Origin of the sequence: Pseudomonas sp. RL_5y_Pfl2_73, from assembly GCF_963970515.1 — a bacterium.
Classification (GTDB): domain Bacteria; phylum Pseudomonadota; class Gammaproteobacteria; order Pseudomonadales; family Pseudomonadaceae; genus Aquipseudomonas.
The window spans coordinates 24202-41304 of sequence record NZ_CAXAPD010000022.1; the positions used below are offsets into that span (position 1 = coordinate 24202).

Here is a 17103-nt window from a genome sequence, read left to right on the forward strand (position 1 = left end):
ACGACAGCTATAATCTGCCGCTTTCCTCATCGCCAAGACCACACAGACCATGACTGAGTCCGTTCTTGACTACATGACCCGCCTGGGTCGCGCCGCTCGCCAAGCGTCGCGCATCATCGGCCGGGCCAGCACCGCGCAGAAAGACCGCGCCCTGCAGGCCGCCGCCAATGCGCTGGACGCTGCGCGTGCCGAGTTGTCCGCTGCCAACGAACTGGACCTGGCCGCCGGCCGGGCCAATGGTCTGGAGCCGGCCATGCTCGAGCGCCTGGCGCTGACCCCGGCACGCATCGACGGCATGATCGTCGGTCTGCGCCAGGTCGCGGCCCTGCCGGACCCGGTCGGGGCGATCCGCGATATGAGCTACCGCCCGTCGGGCATCCAGGTCGGCAAGATGCGCGTGCCCTTGGGCGTGGTCGGGATCATCTACGAGTCGCGGCCGAACGTGACCATCGACGCCGCCAGCCTGTGCCTGAAGTCGGGTAACGCGACCATCCTGCGTGGCGGCTCCGAAGCTATTCATTCCAACCGTGCCATTGCCGCCTGCATCCAGCGCGGCCTGGCCGAGGCCGATCTGCCGGCGGCCGTGGTGCAAGTGGTGGAAACCACTGACCGCGCCGCAGTCGGCGCGCTGATCACCATGCCCGAGTTCGTCGATGTCATCGTGCCGCGTGGCGGCAAGGGCCTGATCGAACGGGTCAGCCGTGACGCCCGCGTGCCGGTGATCAAGCACCTGGACGGCATCTGCCACGTCTACGTCAGCGCCCACGCCGAATTGCCGAAGGCCCAGCGCATCGCCTTCAACGCCAAGACCTACCGCTACGGTATCTGCGGCGCGATGGAAACCCTGCTGGTGGACCAGGCCGTGGCCAAGGACTTCCTGCCGTCGATGGCTGCCCAGTTCGGCGAAAAAGGCGTCGAGCTGCGCGGTTGCGAGCGCACCCGGGCGATCATCGAGGCCGTTGCGGCCACGGAAGAAGATTGGGACACCGAATACCTGGCGCCGATCCTGTCGATCCGTGTGGTCGACGGGGTGGACGAGGCCATCGAGCACATCAACCGCCACGGCTCGCACCACACTGACGCCATTGTCAGTGAAAGCCTGGGTGAAACCCGGCGCTTCGTGGCCGAAGTGGATTCGGCGTCGGTGATGATCAACACCCCGACCTGCTTCGCCGATGGTTTCGAATACGGATTGGGTGCCGAGATCGGCATTTCTACTGATAAGCTGCACGCCCGCGGTCCGGTGGGCCTGGAAGGCCTGACCTGCGAGAAGTACATCGTGGTCGGGGACGGCCAGTTGCGCGGACAGGAGCCGGTCTGACTTGGGCGATCTCGACCCACTGGCCTCTATGACTACGACCGCAGTGACGGCGACCACCGCGCCAAAGCGCATCGGTATCCTGGGCGGCACGTTCGACCCGGTGCACATCGGCCATTTGCGCGGTGCGCTGGAAGTCGCCGACGCCCTGGCCCTCGATGAGCTACGCCTGACGCCTAGCGCCCGGCCGCCTCACCGGGATACGCCGCAGGTGTCGGCGCAGGATCGCCTGGCGATGGTCGAGTGCGCGGTGGCCGGTGTGGCACCGTTGGTGGTGGACGCCCGCGAATTGCAGCGGGACAAACCGTCCTACACTATTGATACCCTGGAGCTGATGCGCGCCGAACTGGCCGCGGATGCCCAGGTTTTTCTGCTTCTGGGCTGGGACGCATTTTGCGGCCTGCCCACTTGGCATCGCTGGGAAGAGTTGCTCCAGCATTGCCACATCCTGGTGTTGCAACGCCCGGATGCCGACAGCGAGCCGCCGGATGCCTTGCGCAACCTGCTGGCGGCCCGCTCGGTGAGCGACCCGCTGGCCTTGAAAGGGCCGAGCGGACAGATTGCATTCGTCTGGCAGACGCCGCTCGCGGTATCCGCCACCCAGATCCGTCAACTGCTGGCCAGCGGTAAGTCGGTACGTTTCCTGGTGCCCGACGCGGTCCTGGCCTACATCGATGCGCACGGGCTTTACCGTGCGTCGAACTGAAAAAGGTGTGCTTCAAGGCACGTGAATGCGTGTAGCGAAGCGCCCGAACATACGAGCAAAACGAGTTTTATATGACTGACAAAGATGTAAGCAAAGTAAAGCGCAAGGGCACATTCAAGAGCGCCCCGCTGCCGGTAGAGGCCCACACCGGCGTCGTACTGGCCGGTGAAGAGCTGGTCAAGGTCGCCGTTGCGGCCCTGGAAGACGTCAAGGCCCAGGACATCCAGGTGATCGACGTTCGTGAAAAGCAGAGCATCACGGACTACATGATCATCGCCACCGGTACCTCCAACCGCCAGATCGGCGCGATGCTGGACAAGGTCCGCGAAGCGGTCAAGGCCCAGGGCGTCAAGCCGCTGGGTGAAGAAGGCAAGGGTGACAGCGACTGGGTACTGCTGGACATGGACGACGTCATCGTGCACATGATGACTGCCTCGGCGCGCCAGTTCTACGACCTGGAGCGCCTGTGGGCCGGTGCCGAGCAGAGCCGTTCGGCCAGCGCTGCGCACCACAGCCCGGAAAACCCCCATGAGCACTTCACCAAGCTCAACAAAGACCAGCAATAAGGGACCGCTGTGCGACTGCGCCTGATCGCCGTCGGTTCTCGCATGCCCAAGTGGGTGGAAGAAGGCTGGCATGAATATGCCAAGCGTCTTCCGTCCGAGCTGGCCCTGGAACTGGTGGAAATTCCGCTCAACACCCGTGGCAAGAACGCCGACGTGGCGCGCTTCATCCGCCAGGAAGGCGAAGCCATGCTGGCCAAGGTCGGGCCGAACGAGCGCATTGTCACCCTTGAAGTCCATGGCAAGCCTTGGAGTACCGAGCAACTGGCGGTGGAGCTCGATCGCTGGCGGCTGGATTCGCGCACGGTCAATTTCATGGTCGGTGGCCCGGAAGGGTTGGCGCCGGAAGTCTGTGCCCGGGCCGATCAGCGTTGGTCATTGTCGCCGTTGACGTTGCCGCACCCGCTGGTGCGGATTCTGATCGGCGAACAGCTGTATCGTGCCTGGACAGTTCTGTCCGGGCACCCTTACCACAAGTAATCCTGCCCCATGCCCCAGCCGATCCGCATCAAGGACCACGAAAAAGACGCCCGCCTGGTGCGGGGCCGCGTCGTGTTCGGTGCCATTGCCGTGGTGACGCTGATCGGCGTGTTGATTGCGCGCTTGTATTTCCTCCAGGTGATCCAGTACGAGTACCACTCGACCCTGTCGGAAAACAACCGGGTGCATGTGCAGCCGATTCCGCCGACCCGCGGGTTGATCTTCGACCGCAATGGCGTGGTGGTGGCGGATAACCGGCCCAGTTTCAGCTTGAGCATGACCCGCGAGCGCTCCGGCGACTGGCAGCATGTACTCGACGTCATCGTCGAAGTGCTGCAACTGACGCCCGAGGACCGGGCGATCTTCGAGAAGCGCATGCGCCAGGGCCGCCGCCCGTTCGAGCCGGTGCCGATCCTGTTCGAGCTGACTGAAGAGCAGATCGCCCTGATCGCTGTGAACCAGTTCCGCCTGCCCGGCGTCGAGGTGGTGGCGCAGTTGGTGCGTCATTATCCCCTGGGGGCGCACTTTGCCCACTCGGTCGGCTACATGGGGCGGATCAACGAGAAAGAGCTCAAGACCCTCGACCCGGTCAATTACAGCGGCACGCACCACATCGGCAAGACCGGCATCGAGCGTTTCTACGAGCCCGAACTGCATGGCCAGGTGGGTTACGAGGAAGTCGAAACCAACGCTCGCGGCCGCGTACTGCGGGTGCTCAAGCGCACTGACCCGATTCCTGGCAAGGACATCGTCCTGAGCCTGGACATCAAGCTGCAAGAGGCCGCCGAAGCGGCGCTGGGCGGGCGGCGTGGTGCCGTGGTGGCACTGGACCCGAACACTGGGGAGGTGCTGGCGATGGTCAGCCAGCCGAGCTTCGACCCGAACCTGTTCGTCACTGGCATCAGCTTCAAGGCTTACGCCGAGTTGCGTGATTCCATTGACCGGCCGCTGTTCAATCGCGTGCTGCGCGGCCTCTATCCGCCGGGGTCAACCATCAAGCCGGCGGTGGCGATTGCTGGGCTGGACTCTGGCGTGGTGACCGCATCGAGCCGGGTCTATGACCCTGGTTACTACCAACTGCCGAACTACGACCACAAGTACCGCAACTGGAACCGCAGCGGCGACGGTTATGTGGACCTGGAAACGGCGATCATGCGTTCCAACGACACCTACTTCTATGACCTGGCCCACAAGCTGGGGATCGATCGGCTGTCGTCCTACCTGGGCAAGTTCGGCATCGGTCAGAAGGTCTCCCTGGACATGTTCGAAGAGTCGTCTGGATTGATGCCGTCCCGGGAGTGGAAGCGGGCGACCCGGCGCCAGGCGTGGTTCCCCGGCGAAACCCTGATTCTGGGGATCGGCCAGGGCTACATGCAGGCCACGCCCTTGCAGCTGGCCCAGGCCACGGCGCTGGTGGCGAGTAAGGGCAAGTGGTATCGCCCGCACTTGGCCAAGACCATCGAAGGCGAGAAACCGGTGGACCCGGACCCGATGCCAGACATTATCCTGCGCAACCCGTCGGACTGGCAGAAGGTCAGCAACGGTATGCAGCAAGTGATGCACGGCGCCCGGGGCACCGCTCGCAAAGCCGCTATCGGCGCGCAGTACCGCATTGCCGGCAAGAGCGGTACGGCCCAGGTCGTCGCCATCAAGCAGGGCGAGAGGTACGACCGGTCCAAGGTCCAGGAGCGCCATCGCGACCACGCCTTGTTCGTCGGTTTTGCGCCGGCCGACAACCCGAAGATCGTCGTGTCGGTGATGGTCGAGAACGGTGAGTCGGGTTCCGGTGTCGCCGCGCCAGTGGTGCGCCAGATCATGGACGCCTGGCTGCTGGATGAGCACGGCCAGCTCAAGCCTGAGTACGCAAGCCCCACCACTGCGGAGGCTACGGCCCGTGAAGAATAATTTCGACCGGATCCTCTCCAGTGAGGATGTGATGCGCCGCCGTGCCACCTTGTTACAGCGCATGCACATCGATGGTCCGTTGCTGCTGCTGCTGCTGACCCTGGCCGCGGGTAGCCTGTTCGTGCTGTATTCGGCCAGCGGCAAGAACTGGGACATGCTGGCCAAGCAGGCCACCTCGTTCGGCATCGGTCTGGTGTCAATGATCGTCATCGCCCAGCTCGAGCCGCGATTCATGGCGCGCTGGGTGCCGCTGGCCTATGTGGTGGGCGTGAGCCTGTTGGTGGTGGTGGACGTGATGGGCCACAACGCCATGGGCGCCACCCGCTGGATCAACATTCCCGGGGTGATCCGCTTCCAACCTTCGGAGTTCCTCAAGATCATCATGCCGGCGACCATTGCCTGGTACCTGTCCAAGCGCAGCCTGCCGCCGCACCTCAAGCACGTGTGCATCAGCCTGTTGCTGATCGGCATCCCGTTCATCCTGATCGTGCGCCAGCCGGACCTTGGCACTTCGCTGCTGATCCTGGCCGGCGGCGCCTTCGTGCTGTTCATGGGCGGGTTGCGCTGGCGCTGGATCCTCAGCGTCATGGCCATTGCCGTACCGGTGTCGGTGGCCATGTGGTACTTCGTGATGCACGACTACCAGAAGCAGCGAGTCCTGACCTTTCTCGACCCGGAGAGCGATCCGCTGGGCACCGGTTGGAACATCATCCAGTCCAAGGCCGCCATCGGCTCCGGCGGGGTGTTCGGCAAGGGCTGGCTTTTGGGTACCCAGTCGCACCTGGACTTTTTGCCGGAAAGCCACACCGACTTCATCATCGCCGTGCTGGGCGAGGAGTTCGGCCTGGTGGGCATCTGCGTGCTGCTGCTGATCTATTTGCTGCTGATTGGCCGTGGGCTGGTGATCACCGCCCAGGCCCAGACGTTGTTCGGTAAATTGCTGGCAGGCAGCCTGACCATGACATTTTTTGTTTATGTTTTCGTCAACATCGGTATGGTCAGTGGCCTGTTACCGGTCGTGGGGGTTCCGTTGCCATTCATTAGCTACGGAGGAACTTCGCTGGTGACACTACTGTCAGCGTTTGGGGTCTTGATGTCGATTCATACGCATCGCAAGTGGATCGCGCAGGTTTGAATAAGGTGAAGAGTTCAATGCAAGCAATGCGTGGCTGGTCGACGCGATATGCACCGTGGATCGGCCTGGTCGGCTTCTTGGGCGGTGCGTCGCAGGCCCAGGCTGGCGAATACGAAGGTTCGCCGCAGGTGGCCGAATTCGTCGGTGAGATGACCCGCGACTACGGTTTTGCCGGTGAGCAGCTGATGGGGGTGTTTCGCGAGGCCGAGCGCAAGCAGTCGATCCTTAACGCCATCTCCCGGCCCGCCGAACGGGTCAAGCAGTGGCATGAGTACCGGCCGATGTTCATCAGCCAGGCGCGTATCGCCCGGGGCGTGGACTTCTGGCGCCAGCACGAGGCGGCCCTGGCCCGTGCCGAGCAGGAATACGGCGTACCGGCCCAGTTCATTGTGGCCATCATTGGCGTCGAGACCTTCTTTGGCCGTAATACCGGGAATTTCCGGGTGATCGACGCGCTGTCGACCCTGGGTTTCGATTACCCGCCGCGCGCCGAATTCTTCCGCAAGGAGCTGCGCGAGTTCCTGCTGCTGGCCCGCGAAGAGCAGGTCGACCCGCTGACCCTCAAGGGTTCCTATGCCGGGGCCATGGGCCTGCCGCAATTCATGCCCAGCAGTTTTCGCGCTTACGCGGTGGATTTCGACGACGACGGTCACATCAATATCTGGACCAACCCGACCGATGCCATCGGCAGTGTTGCCAGCTATTTCAAGCGCCACGGCTGGGAAGCCGGGCAGCCAGTGGTCAGCCGTGCCGACGTGCGTGGCGAGCAGGTGGACGAGGGCCTGACCGAGGGCATCGAGCCGACGAAAACCGTCGGGGAGTTGCGGGCGTTGGGCTGGTCGAGTCATGATGCGCTGCGTGACGACATGCTGGTCACTGCGATACGCCTGGAAGGCGAACAAGGCCCCGAATACTGGATGGGCCTGAAGAATTTCTACGCGATTACGCGTTATAACCGCAGCGTGATGTACGCCATGGCCGTATATCAACTGTCTGAAGAGCTGATCAAAGCACGGGGCGTCAAATAATGCGGGCATTGCCTACCTATCTACCCCTGAAAGCCAAATCCCTCAAGCTCGTGGCGTTGGCCGCGCTGTCGTTGTTGGTCGTCAGTTGTTCGACCAGCCGCGCGCCGGCCCAGAAAAACTCCACCGCCGTGCGCGGCTCGCCCCCCGGCCTGGACATCAACCGGGCCCACAAGGACGGCGCGCCGTGGTGGGACGTGGACGTTTCGCGCATTCCCGACGCCACGCCGACCCTGCACACCGGCCCCTACAAGGCCAACCCTTACACGGTGCTGGGTAAGACCTATTTCCCGATGGCTGACTCCAAGAGCTACGTGGCCTCGGGCACGGCGTCCTGGTATGGCACCAAGTTCCACGGCCAGAACACCGCCAACGGCGAGGTGTATGACCTGTATGGCATGAGCGCGGCCCACAAGACCTTGCCGCTGCCCAGCTATGTGCGGGTGACCAACCTGGACAACAACAAGAGCGTGATCCTGCGGGTCAATGACCGTGGGCCGTTCTATTCCGACCGCATCATCGACTTGTCGTATGCGGCGGCGAAAAAACTCGATTACGCTGAAATAGGCACCGCCCGGGTCAAGGTCGAAGGTATTGACCCGCAGCAATGGTGGGCCCAGCGCGGCCGTCCGGCGCCTTTGGTGCTTAACGAACCGAAAGTGGCGCAAAATGCCGCGCCGTCCGTGTCGGCGTCCACCGGTACGGTCGAGCAGTGGACGCCACCGCCGCAGCAGCACGCGGCGGCCGTAGTGCCCGTTCAGCCGGATGCAAAAAAAAACGCTTCTGCAACAGCGTCTGGCCAGTATCTGCAAGTGGGCGCGTTCGCCAACCCGGACGCTGCCGAGTTGCTGAGGTCGAAGCTCAGCTCGATGGTGAGCGCCCCGGTGTTCGTCAGCTCGATCGTGCGCAACCAGCAGACACTGCATCGCGTGCGCTTGGGACCGATCGGTTCTCCGGGTGAAGTCCAGCAAGTGCAGAACAGTGTGCGCTTGGCCAATCTCGGTTCGCCGAGCCTGGTCAGCGCAGAATGATGTGATTGAGGACCCACTTGTGGTTCGAGTGGGTCAGGTTGTTGGCTCCACGCATAACAAAAGCCCGGCAAGGGATGTGAGCGAGCAACTTAAATACGCGGCGACCCGTCAGAAGGTTGCCTGTTTTAGTTTTGCCTTCGGGCAGTCCCATTAGCGATTTCGAGAGACGGATGAACATCACCACCTTTGCCAAACGCCTTTGCCTGCTAGTTCCGCTGCTTCTCTCTCCGGCCGCGTTCGCGGTCGAGATGATGCCTGCGCCTCCTCAATTGGCCGCCAAATCCTTTGTACTCATGGATGCCAGCAGCGGCGAGGTCCTGGTAGAGAACAACGGTGATCAGCGCCTGCCACCGGCCAGCCTGACCAAGCTGATGACCGCCTACATCGCCACCCTGGAAATCCGTCGTGGCCAGATCGGTGAAAACGATCTGGTGACCGTCAGCGAAAACGCCTGGCGTACCGGCGGTTCGCGGATGTTCATCAAGGTCGGTTCGCAAGTGACCGTCAGCGACCTGCTGCACGGCATCATCATCCAGTCCGGCAACGACGCCAGCGTCGCTCTGGCCGAGCACATCGCCGGCAGCGAAGATGCGTTCGCCGACATGATGAACAAAACCGTGGCCGACCTGGGCATGACCAACAGCCACTTCATGAACCCTACCGGTCTGCCGAACCCTGAGCACTATTCGTCGGCTCACGACATGGCGTTGTTGGCACGGGCGATCATCCACGAAGACCCGGCGCACTATGCCATCTACTCCCAGAAGGAATTCCTCTGGAACGGCATCAAGCAGCCTAACCGTAACCTGCTGCTGTGGCGCGACAAGACCGTTGATGGCTTGAAGACCGGCCACACCGAAGAAGCTGGCTATTGCATGGTGTCTTCGGCTGTCCGTGACGGCATGCGCCTGATCGCCGTCGTCTTCGGTACCAACAGCGAAGTGGCCCGTGCCGCCGAGACCCAGAAGCTGTTGACCTACGGTTTCCGTTTCTTCGAAACCCAAACCTTCTATCAGAAGGGCGCCGAACTGGCCCAGGCCCAGGTCTGGAAAGGCACCAGCAACCAGGTCAAAGCCGGCTTGGCCCAGGACCTGACCATGACCTTGCCTAAAGGCCAGCTCAAGAAGCTCGCTGCCAGCATGACCATGAGCCCGCAACTGACCGCTCCCATCGCCAAGGGCGACGTGATCGGTAAAGTCGAAGTCAAACTGGACGACAAAGTGGTGCACAGCGCCGACCTGATCGCTCTGGACGCGGTCGAGGAAGGTGGTATCTTCCGCCGCATGTGGGATAGCATCCGTCTATTCTTCTACGGCTTGTTCAACTGATTGAAGTGTTGACCTGCATGGCCTCGTTCCTATCCGGAACGGGGCCATGTGCGTTACCACGGCTTACGAGGCCGTTACCCCATGACAGACTCTGAAGTAAAAGCGCCAAAGATCGAATTCCCCTGCGTGGATTATCCGATCAAGGTCATCGGCGACACCGGTGTGGGTTTCAAGGACCGGATCATTGCGATCCTTGAAAAACATGCCACCGTTGACCATAAGACCCTGGCGGAGCGCCAGAGTACCAACGGCAAGTACACGACGATCCAGTTGCACATCATTGCCACTGGCCAGGAACAGCTCTACGACATCAACAGCGAGCTGCGCGCGACCGGTTTCGTGCACATGGTGTTGTGATGCCGGGCACGCTGGGCTTTCGCGAGCTGGGCACGATGGCTTACGAGCCGGTCTGGCAGGCCATGCAACGCTTCACGAATGAACGCGGCACCACCGCCGACGATGAAGTCTGGCTGGTGGAACACCCACCGGTGTTCACCCAGGGCCAGGCCGGCAAGGCCGAGCACCTGTTGCTTCCGGGGGATATCCCGGTGGTGAAGGTCGACCGGGGCGGGCAGGTGACCTACCATGGCCCTGGCCAACTGGTCGCCTACCTGTTACTGGATGTGCGCAAGCTGGGATTTGGCGTGCGCGAGTTGGTCACCCGCATGGAGACATGCCTGATCGAGTTGCTGGCCAGCTACGGTGTGACGGCGGCGGCCAAGCCGGATGCGCCGGGTGTCTACGTCGACGGTGCGAAAATCGCGTCCCTGGGTTTGCGAATCCGCCACGGCTGTTCGTTTCATGGCCTGGCGCTGAACGTGGACATGGACCTTGCGCCATTTCGACGGATTAATCCCTGTGGCTACGCGGGACTGGCGATGACCCAGTTGAGCGAGCACGCAGGATCGATTGAATTTGCCGAGGTAAGTGCCCGGCTGCGCGCGCAGCTCGTCAAACACCTCGACTATGCTGAGCAGACGACCCTCACGGGCGGAATCGACTGATATGACTACTGATGCAGTGCAAACCATTATCCCGACGCAGGACGTCACCGAACGTCCGGCCCCACGTGCCAAGGTAGAGGCCGGCGTCAAGCTGCGCGGCGCCGAGAAGGTTGCACGCATCCCGGTCAAGATCATCCCGACCACCGAATTGCCGAAGAAGCCTGACTGGATCCGCGTGCGCATCCCGGTGTCTCCGGAAGTCGACCGGATCAAGGCCCTGCTGCGCAAGCACAAGCTGCACAGCGTCTGCGAAGAAGCCTCCTGCCCGAACCTGGGTGAGTGCTTCTCCGGCGGCACCGCCACGTTCATGATCATGGGAGACATCTGCACCCGGCGCTGCCCATTCTGTGACGTCGGCCACGGCCGTCCGAAGCCGCTGGACACCAACGAGCCGGAAAGCCTGGCCATCGCCATCGCCGACTTGAAGCTCAAGTACGTGGTCATCACCTCGGTGGACCGTGACGACTTGCGTGACGGCGGTGCCCAGCACTTTGCCGACTGCATCCGCGAGATCCGCAAGCTGTCGCCGAACGTCCAGTTGGAAACCCTGGTGCCCGATTACCGTGGCCGCATGGACATCGCCCTGGAAATCACCGCCGCCGAGCCACCGGATGTGTTCAACCACAACCTGGAAACCGTGCCGCGCCTGTACAAGGCTGCGCGTCCGGGTTCGGACTATCAGTGGTCGCTGACCTTGCTGCAGCGCTTCAAGCAGATGATGCCGCACATTCCGACCAAGTCTGGCTTGATGCTGGGCTTGGGTGAGACTGATGAGGAAGTTATCGAAGTCATGAAGCGCATGCGTGAGCATGACATTGACATGCTGACCTTGGGCCAGTACCTGCAGCCTTCCCGTAGCCACTTGCCGGTGCAGCGTTTTGTGCATCCGGATACCTTTGCCTGGTTTGCTGAGGAGGGGTACAAGATGGGCTTCAAGAACGTGGCTTCGGGGCCTTTGGTGCGGTCTTCGTATCATGCGGATGAGCAGGCTAAGTTGGTCAAGGCTGAGCTTCTGGGTTCCTGAGTTTTTGGGTGGGGTGTGTATCCGTTTTTTGTGTAATGGCGGCTTATGGTTCCGCCCTTACGGCGGGTCACTTTTGAAAAGCGCAAAAGTAACCAAAACGCTCTTGCCCCACCACTCGGTGCCTCGCCCACGAACCAATGCCTGCGTTCAGCCATCGTGGTTAACGGGGCGCCCCAGATCAAGATCAAAAGCCAAAGCGAGGCGGCCTTAGAGCCGACCTGGTTATTGGTGGGACCGCGTTTCTCCTGTGGGAGCGGGCTTGCTCGCGAAAGCGGTGTGTCAGTTTGCGGTGATGTTGGATGTGCCTGCCTCATCGCGAGCAGGCTCGCTCCCACAGGGGGCTGCGGCGTATATGTATTTTGTGGCTACCGAACATCTATGTGGGAGCGGGCTTGCTCGCGAAAGCGATGTGTCAGTTTGCGGTGATGTTGGATGTGCCGACCTCATCGCGAGCAAGCTTGCTCCCACAGGGTTCTGCGGCGTATATGCATTTTGTGGCTGCCGAGCATCTATGTGGGAGCGAGCCTGCTCGCGAAGACGATGTCACAGTCGATGAAGATGTTGGATCTGCCGACCTCATCGCGAGCAAGCTCGCTCCCACAAAGGGGATCTGCGGTGTACATGAATTGTGTGGCTGCTGAAGATCCAATGTGGGAGCGAGCTTGCTCGCGATAGCGGTGGCGCAGCCACATAGATACTGAACATGCCCCGCTCTTGCTTTGCTTTGGATCTTGATCTTGATCTGGGCGCCCCGTTAAACCACGCTGGCCGAACGCAGGCATTGCGCAGTGGGCATCCCGGCATGGATGCCGGGATAGCCGCGCTGGGCCATGGATGGCCCTTCGCGGCGGGCCCACGGAGCAATGCCTTCGTTCGGGCATGCCGAGCCTAGGCGAGGCACCGAGTGGTGGGGCAGAGCGTTTTTGGTTACTTTTGGCGCTCTTCCAAAAGTGACCCGCTGTAAGAGCGGAACCATAAGCCGCCGTTACACAAAAAACGGATATACACACTAAGCAACAACCCGGGAATCCCATGGCCCTAACCCCACACCACCCCGTCCCAGCCCTCCCTCAAGAAGGCCTGATCGCCGTGATCGCCCCCGCCGGCCCCGCCCCCCTGGACACGGGAAAAGCCATCCAATGGATGCGTGCAAGGGGTCATGAGCTGCGAATATTTCCGGGCGTCTATGAAAAGAACGACTACCTGGCCGGCAGCGACGAAGTACGTCTCAACGACCTGCACACCGCCTTCGCCGACCCAGAAGTCAAAGCCATCATCTGCCTACGCGGCGGCTACGGCACGCCCCGTCTACTCGATCGTATCGATTTCGAGCTCTTAAAGCTCAACCCCAAACCATTCGTAGGCTACAGCGACATCACCGCCCTGCACCTGGCCATCAGCCGTTACGCCGGCTTCGTGACCTTTCACGGCCCGCTGCTCAACGCCGATCTGCTGGGCGACAAGGAACCCCCTACCGTCACCTCGTTTTTCAGCCTGCTGCGTGGTCAGTTGAAGGCCGGTAGCGCGCTGAACCATCCCGCCGCCTACCCGTTGACCACCGTCGAGCCGGGCATCGCCCACGGACGTCTGCTGGGCGGCAACTTGTCGATGATTGCCGCGACCATGGGCACGCCTTATCAAATCGACGCCGAAGGGGTGATCCTGTTCATCGAAGACGTCAACGAACCGCTGTATCGCATCGATCGTCTGCTGACTCAACTGCGATTGGCCGGCACATTGCACCAGCTACGCGGCGTATTGGTTGGGGATGTGGCGGGGGTCGACATCGAGGCATTGAACCGATTGCTCAAGCAGACCTTCGAGCCATTGCGCATCCCGGTGCTGTCCGGCTGGCGCAGCGGGCACTGCGATCCGAACCTGACCTTGCCCATGGGGGCGTTGGTGAGGTTGGATGCGGGGGAGAAGAGGTTGGTGCTGGAGCAGGATGTGGTGGTCAGTCGCTAGTCGTGTAGCGTCTGTAACTCAGCCATCGCGAGCAAGCTCGCTCCCACAGGTTGACCGAGAACACCTGTGGGAGCGAGATTGCTCGCGAAAGCGGTAGTCGCCATACGCCAATTCAGCGGCTACGCAACGCCTCCAGCAACTGCTGCGTCGGATACCCATCCGCCGGCCAGCCGAACGACTGCTGGGCGCTGCGGATGGCCTTGCGGGTGTTGGCGCCGATGATGCCGTCGGGGTTGCCCGCGTCGTAGTTATGCTTGCCCAGCAGGGTTTGCAGCTCGATGCGTTCGCTGCGGCTCAGGGGCAGGTCCTCCTTGGGCCACTGGCCATAGACCAGCCCGCCGTTGGTAAAGCGCTTTGACAACAACCCGACCGCCAAGGCATAGGACGACGAGTTGTTGTACTTGAGGATGGCGCGGAAGTTATCGAAGATCAGGAACGCCGGGCCGCGATGGCCGGCCGGCAGGAGCAGGGACGCCGACAGCTCTCTGTCATCGGGGGCTATCGGCAAGCCGCCATATTCTGAAACGCCCAGCCGCATCCATTCGGAGACGGGCTTGCGGATCGTGCCATCGGCCAGTGTGTAGTCGAAGCCCTCTGCGAGATCGACCTCGAACCCCCACGGCTGGCCGCGTTGCCAGCCGGAGCTTTGCAGGTAGTGGGCGGTCGACGCCAGGGCGTCGGTGGCGCTGCCCCAGATGTCGCGGCGACCGTCGCCGTCGAAATCCACCGCATGGGTGTTGTACGTGGTGGGAATGAACTGGGTCTGGCCCATGGCACCGGCCCAGGAGCCGAGCATTTTTTCCGGTGTGATATCGCCCTGTTGCAGGATTTGCAGCGCGGCGATCAGTTGCGCATGGGCAAAACCCGGGCGCCGTCCTTCATAGGCGAGGGTCGCCAGGGAGTTGATCACCGACTTGCTGCCTTGGAACTGGCCGAAGTTGCTCTCCATGCCCCACACCGCCACCAGCGCCTGGCGATCGACGCCATACCGCTGCTCGATGCTTTGCAGGATCTGGGCGTTCTGCCGCATCAGGCTCTTGCCTTTGTTGACCCGCAGTGGCGACAGCGCGCCATCGAGGTATTCCCACACGGGGCGGGTGAACTCCGGCTGGCTGCGATCGGCCTTGATTACGCTCATGTCCGGGCTGACGCCGACAAACGCACGGTCGAACAGGTCGCCACGGATCCCGGCGGCCAGTGCCTCCTTGCGAAACCCGGCCTGCCATTCAGCAAAGGTTTGGGTGGGCGCAATGGCCAGGTCTTCACCGGTCGGCACCAGAGGCGGCACGATGGCCGGAGCGGTCACGGCGGGGGTTGTTTGGGGCGGTTGGGCGTCGGCGGCAGTAGGCTTTTCGGCGCAGGCGACAAGCAGGACAACGCTTGTGGCAACAATCATTTGGCGCAGTGGCCAACGATGGGAAAGACAGGAGGGCATGCACGGGTCCAGAAATACAAGTCAGGTGCTGACCTTAACATGCGAAAGGGGCATAGGGCTTGTCCGGTGTTTCAAGCGGCCAGAAAGCAAGAAGCCTCCCAGTTGTCAGACTGGAAGGCTTCGCGGCGGTAGCTGCCTTTGCCCTTGGCGGGTCGCTCCTGGCGGCTGCGGAACAGGGGCTGGGCGACGATGGACTTGGCCTTGTTGGGGCCATGCTTGGATGGCTTTTTGCTCATGGTGGGTACTCTCGTGGGGTTGGGTTTTGCGGGGCAAATCATGGGACAGAGTTGGGGCGTTGTCCATAGGGTAAATGGAGGCGATATTTGTAGGATCAAGAGTGGAAAAAGTCGCAGCCTTCGGCAGCTCCTACAATGGAAATGCATACTTCTGTAGGAGCTGCCGAAGGCTGCGATCTTTTATTCAGCTGGCAGAGTCAACCGCTGGCCGGCCATCAACAGCGACAAGCGACTGAGGCTCATCCACGGTGAGCCGGCGGCCTGGCCCTTGATCTGCGCATCAATGCGTTGGGCCTCGAGCAGCAATTGTGCCCAGCGCGACGCGGAATAGCGTTGCAGGGCCTTGCTCATCAGCGGTTTGCGCTTGTCCCAGACAGGCGGGCGGGCCTGACTGAAGGCCTTGTCCAGCGGTACGCCCTGGCTGTATTGCAGGGAAAGGTTGGCCAGCAGGCGCAATTCCCGGGCCAGGGCCCAGAGGATCACCGGCGGTTCGACGCCTTCGCCCCGCAGGCCTTCGAGCATGCGCAGGGCATGGGCGGCCTCACCGTTGAGGATCGCATCGGTCAGCCCGAAGACATCGAAACGCGCACTGTCGGCCACGGCAGCCTGTACCGTTTCCACGGTGATCTGCCCGCCCTCGGCCATCAGCTTGAGCTTTTCGATCTCTTGGGCGGCGGCCAGCAGGTTGCCTTCGACCCGGGCGGCAATCAGCTCCACTGCGTCCTGGCTGGCCGAGAGGCCGGCCTGGGACAGGCGTTGGCGGATCCAACTGGGCAACTGGCTGACATCCACCGGCCAGATCTGCACGAACTGGGTCTGCGGGCCTTCGACCAGGGCCTTGCCCCATTTGGTCTTCTGCGCGCTGCCGTCGAGTTTCGGCAAGCTGATGAGCAGCACGGTGTCCTCGGCGGGCCGTGAGCAATATTCGATCAACGCAGCGGCGCCCTTGTCTCCGGGTTTGCCAGATGGCAAACGCAGCTCCAGCAGGCGCTTTTCCGCGAACAACGACATGCTCGCCCCGGCCTGCAGCAGCGTGCCCCAGTCAAAACTGGCGTCGGCAGCGAATACCTGGCGTTCGTCGAAGCCTTGCTGGCGTGCAGCGGCGCGGATGGCGTCGGCAGCTTCCTGGCACAGCAGTGGGTCATCGCCACTGATGATATAGACCGGCGCGAGGGCGCCTTGCAGGTGTTTGCCGAGTTGGGCGGGGGCCAGTTTCATAACACGCGGTTCATAAGAGAAGGCGAGCGGGGCGCCGGAGCGCCCCGCAAGGCTTATTCAGCCGGGATCTGCATCGGTGACTGTTGCGGCGTTTGCGCTTCAGCCTCGCGTGCCGCTTCCAGCGCTTCGGCTTCGGCTTTGGCCTTGGCGTCGGCTGTCTGTTGCAGTTGCTCCAGTTGGGTCGGGCTCAGCTGTTGCAGGCGCAGCATCATGCGCTGTACGAGGTCGCGCCGCATTTCGCCGCTCACTTCGCTCGACTCCTGGTCGGAACCGGTGATGTTGTTGCCATCGTGCAGGTAGACCTTCTGCACCTGCAGCTTGTCGTCCAGCAGTACTAGGTCGTTCTGGCCGCGGACTTCATAGTTCAGCACGTTGCTCAGTTCGTACTCGGCCGAACGACCGGCGCCGGCATAGCTCAGGCTGCGCTGGCTTTGCTGTTCGCGGGTCAGTACCAGCTTGTACGGGGCCCCGGTGTAGACTTTCACGCCGCTGTTTTCCAGGGTGTCGCGCAGCATCTTGACGGTGTCGCCATAGGCGTCCCGTGCGCTGAGGTCCAGTTCCGTGATGGCCAGCTCGGTGGTACCGGTGCCGCGCAGTTGGAAGCCGCAGGCGCTCAACAGGACCGCCAGGCCCACTACCAGCAGATTACGTTTGATCATCTTGTTGCTCCCCTTGAACCCTATAGGGGTCGACCATGCGACCCCGCAGGTTGTATTCGGCGCCAGGCTCA

General features: G+C 62.1%; 17 protein-coding genes. 13 read left to right on the plus strand and 4 right to left on the minus strand.

Going from position 1 to position 17103, the window contains the following annotated elements; all coding sequences use genetic code 11:
• Positions 1 to 49 precede the first annotated feature (49 nt).
• The 13 genes from AACY42_RS20235 (at position 50) to AACY42_RS20295 (ending at position 13484) form a co-directional block, all read left to right on the plus strand.
• On the plus strand, positions 50 to 1321 hold the full coding sequence (locus AACY42_RS20235; protein WP_339481879.1) for a glutamate-5-semialdehyde dehydrogenase: 1272 nt from the start codon (positions 50 to 52) through the stop codon (positions 1319 to 1321).
• Positions 1322 to 1349: 28 nt separating this feature from the next.
• Entirely contained in the window at positions 1350 to 2024 is a 675-nt protein-coding gene (gene nadD, locus AACY42_RS20240; protein ID WP_092150587.1) for a nicotinate-nucleotide adenylyltransferase, read from the plus strand.
• 71 nt (positions 2025 to 2095) lie between these two features.
• Entirely contained in the window at positions 2096 to 2590 is a 495-nt protein-coding gene (rsfS, locus tag AACY42_RS20245) for a ribosome silencing factor (RefSeq protein WP_214512950.1), read from the plus strand.
• A 9-nt stretch (positions 2591 to 2599) separates the two neighbouring features.
• Positions 2600 to 3067 carry a 23S rRNA (pseudouridine(1915)-N(3))-methyltransferase RlmH gene (gene rlmH, locus AACY42_RS20250; RefSeq protein WP_003185785.1) on the plus strand — a complete coding sequence of 156 codons (468 nt, stop codon included), beginning with the start codon at positions 2600 to 2602 and terminating at the stop codon, positions 3065 to 3067.
• A 9-nt stretch (positions 3068 to 3076) separates the two neighbouring features.
• Complete coding sequence (gene mrdA / locus AACY42_RS20255; RefSeq protein WP_339481881.1) at positions 3077 to 4972, plus strand: penicillin-binding protein 2; 1896 nt, start codon at positions 3077 to 3079, stop codon at positions 4970 to 4972.
• Positions 4973 to 5003: 31 nt separating this feature from the next.
• Positions 5004 to 6107, plus strand: a complete 1104-nt coding sequence (gene rodA / locus AACY42_RS20260) for a rod shape-determining protein RodA (RefSeq protein WP_339481967.1) — start codon at positions 5004 to 5006, stop codon at positions 6105 to 6107.
• A 17-nt stretch (positions 6108 to 6124) separates the two neighbouring features.
• Positions 6125 to 7135 (plus strand): lytic murein transglycosylase B, encoded by a 1011-nt coding sequence (gene mltB / locus AACY42_RS20265; RefSeq protein WP_339481882.1) that lies wholly within the window; start codon positions 6125 to 6127, stop codon positions 7133 to 7135.
• Positions 7135 to 8163 (plus strand): septal ring lytic transglycosylase RlpA family protein, encoded by a 1029-nt coding sequence (locus AACY42_RS20270; RefSeq protein ID WP_339481883.1) that lies wholly within the window; start codon positions 7135 to 7137, stop codon positions 8161 to 8163. The genes mltB and AACY42_RS20270 overlap by 1 nt, the downstream gene beginning before the upstream one ends.
• A 170-nt stretch (positions 8164 to 8333) precedes the next feature.
• Complete coding sequence (locus AACY42_RS20275; RefSeq protein WP_339481884.1) at positions 8334 to 9491, plus strand: D-alanyl-D-alanine carboxypeptidase family protein; 1158 nt, start codon at positions 8334 to 8336, stop codon at positions 9489 to 9491.
• 81 nt (positions 9492 to 9572) lie between these two features.
• Positions 9573 to 9848, plus strand: a complete 276-nt coding sequence (locus tag AACY42_RS20280; RefSeq protein WP_339481885.1) for a DUF493 domain-containing protein — start codon at positions 9573 to 9575, stop codon at positions 9846 to 9848.
• Positions 9848 to 10495, plus strand: a complete 648-nt coding sequence (gene lipB, locus AACY42_RS20285) for a lipoyl(octanoyl) transferase LipB (RefSeq protein WP_339481886.1) — start codon at positions 9848 to 9850, stop codon at positions 10493 to 10495. Before AACY42_RS20280 ends, lipB begins: the two co-directional genes overlap by 1 nt.
• A 1-nt stretch (position 10496) precedes the next feature.
• A complete protein-coding gene (lipA, locus tag AACY42_RS20290; RefSeq protein ID WP_003205886.1) occupies positions 10497 to 11519 on the plus strand; it encodes a lipoyl synthase in 1023 nt (340 codons plus the stop codon).
• A gap of 1032 nt (positions 11520 to 12551) precedes the next feature.
• Positions 12552 to 13484, plus strand: coding sequence for a S66 peptidase family protein (locus tag AACY42_RS20295; protein ID WP_339481887.1), 933 nt, complete (start codon positions 12552 to 12554; stop codon positions 13482 to 13484).
• A gap of 112 nt (positions 13485 to 13596) precedes the next feature.
• On the opposite strand, the gene AACY42_RS20300 is transcribed toward AACY42_RS20295, so the two are convergent.
• The 4 genes from AACY42_RS20300 to AACY42_RS20315 all read right to left on the minus strand — a co-directional run bounded on the left by AACY42_RS20300 (position 13597) and on the right by AACY42_RS20315 (position 17032).
• Positions 13597 to 14919 carry a lytic murein transglycosylase gene (locus tag AACY42_RS20300; protein ID WP_339481888.1) on the minus strand — a complete coding sequence of 441 codons (1323 nt, stop codon included), beginning with the start codon at positions 14917 to 14919 and terminating at the stop codon, positions 13597 to 13599.
• 71 nt (positions 14920 to 14990) lie between these two features.
• On the minus strand, positions 14991 to 15155 hold the full coding sequence (gene arfA / locus AACY42_RS20305) for an alternative ribosome rescue factor ArfA (RefSeq protein ID WP_003205882.1): 165 nt from the start codon (positions 15153 to 15155) through the stop codon (positions 14991 to 14993).
• Between the two features lie 180 nt (positions 15156 to 15335).
• Positions 15336 to 16373 carry a DNA polymerase III subunit delta gene (gene holA, locus AACY42_RS20310; RefSeq protein WP_204128065.1) on the minus strand — a complete coding sequence of 346 codons (1038 nt, stop codon included), beginning with the start codon at positions 16371 to 16373 and terminating at the stop codon, positions 15336 to 15338.
• 53 nt (positions 16374 to 16426) lie between these two features.
• Positions 16427 to 17032: an LPS-assembly lipoprotein LptE gene (locus AACY42_RS20315; protein WP_339481892.1), complete on the minus strand. Its 606-nt coding sequence runs from the start codon at positions 17030 to 17032 to the stop codon at positions 16427 to 16429.
• Positions 17033 to 17103: the final 71 nt, after the last annotated feature.

What these genes read in the sequence shown, in the direction of transcription:
- AACY42_RS20315 (WP_339481892.1), bottom strand. Translation starts at nt 17,032, where the DNA reads ATGATCAAACGTAATCTGCTGGTAGTGGGCCTGGCGGTCCTGTTGAGC.
- AACY42_RS20295 (WP_339481887.1), top strand. Translation starts at nt 12,552, where the DNA reads ATGGCCCTAACCCCACACCACCCCGTCCCAGCCCTCCCTCAAGAAGGC.
- rodA (WP_339481967.1), top strand. Translation starts at nt 5,004, where the DNA reads ATGCGCCGCCGTGCCACCTTGTTACAGCGCATGCACATCGATGGTCCG.
- AACY42_RS20300 (WP_339481888.1), bottom strand. Translation starts at nt 14,919, where the DNA reads ATGCCCTCCTGTCTTTCCCATCGTTGGCCACTGCGCCAAATGATTGTT.
- rsfS (WP_214512950.1), top strand. Translation starts at nt 2,096, where the DNA reads ATGACTGACAAAGATGTAAGCAAAGTAAAGCGCAAGGGCACATTCAAG.
- mrdA (WP_339481881.1), top strand. Translation starts at nt 3,077, where the DNA reads ATGCCCCAGCCGATCCGCATCAAGGACCACGAAAAAGACGCCCGCCTG.
- AACY42_RS20275 (WP_339481884.1), top strand. Translation starts at nt 8,334, where the DNA reads ATGAACATCACCACCTTTGCCAAACGCCTTTGCCTGCTAGTTCCGCTG.
- AACY42_RS20235 (WP_339481879.1), top strand. Translation starts at nt 50, where the DNA reads ATGACTGAGTCCGTTCTTGACTACATGACCCGCCTGGGTCGCGCCGCT.
- AACY42_RS20280 (WP_339481885.1), top strand. Translation starts at nt 9,573, where the DNA reads ATGACAGACTCTGAAGTAAAAGCGCCAAAGATCGAATTCCCCTGCGTG.
- holA (WP_204128065.1), bottom strand. Translation starts at nt 16,373, where the DNA reads ATGAAACTGGCCCCCGCCCAACTCGGCAAACACCTGCAAGGCGCCCTC.
- lipA (WP_003205886.1), top strand. Translation starts at nt 10,497, where the DNA reads ATGACTACTGATGCAGTGCAAACCATTATCCCGACGCAGGACGTCACC.
- lipB (WP_339481886.1), top strand. Translation starts at nt 9,848, where the DNA reads ATGCCGGGCACGCTGGGCTTTCGCGAGCTGGGCACGATGGCTTACGAG.
- nadD (WP_092150587.1), top strand. Translation starts at nt 1,350, where the DNA reads ATGACTACGACCGCAGTGACGGCGACCACCGCGCCAAAGCGCATCGGT.
- AACY42_RS20270 (WP_339481883.1), top strand. Translation starts at nt 7,135, where the DNA reads ATGCGGGCATTGCCTACCTATCTACCCCTGAAAGCCAAATCCCTCAAG.
- mltB (WP_339481882.1), top strand. Translation starts at nt 6,125, where the DNA reads ATGCAAGCAATGCGTGGCTGGTCGACGCGATATGCACCGTGGATCGGC.
- arfA (WP_003205882.1), bottom strand. Translation starts at nt 15,155, where the DNA reads ATGAGCAAAAAGCCATCCAAGCATGGCCCCAACAAGGCCAAGTCCATC.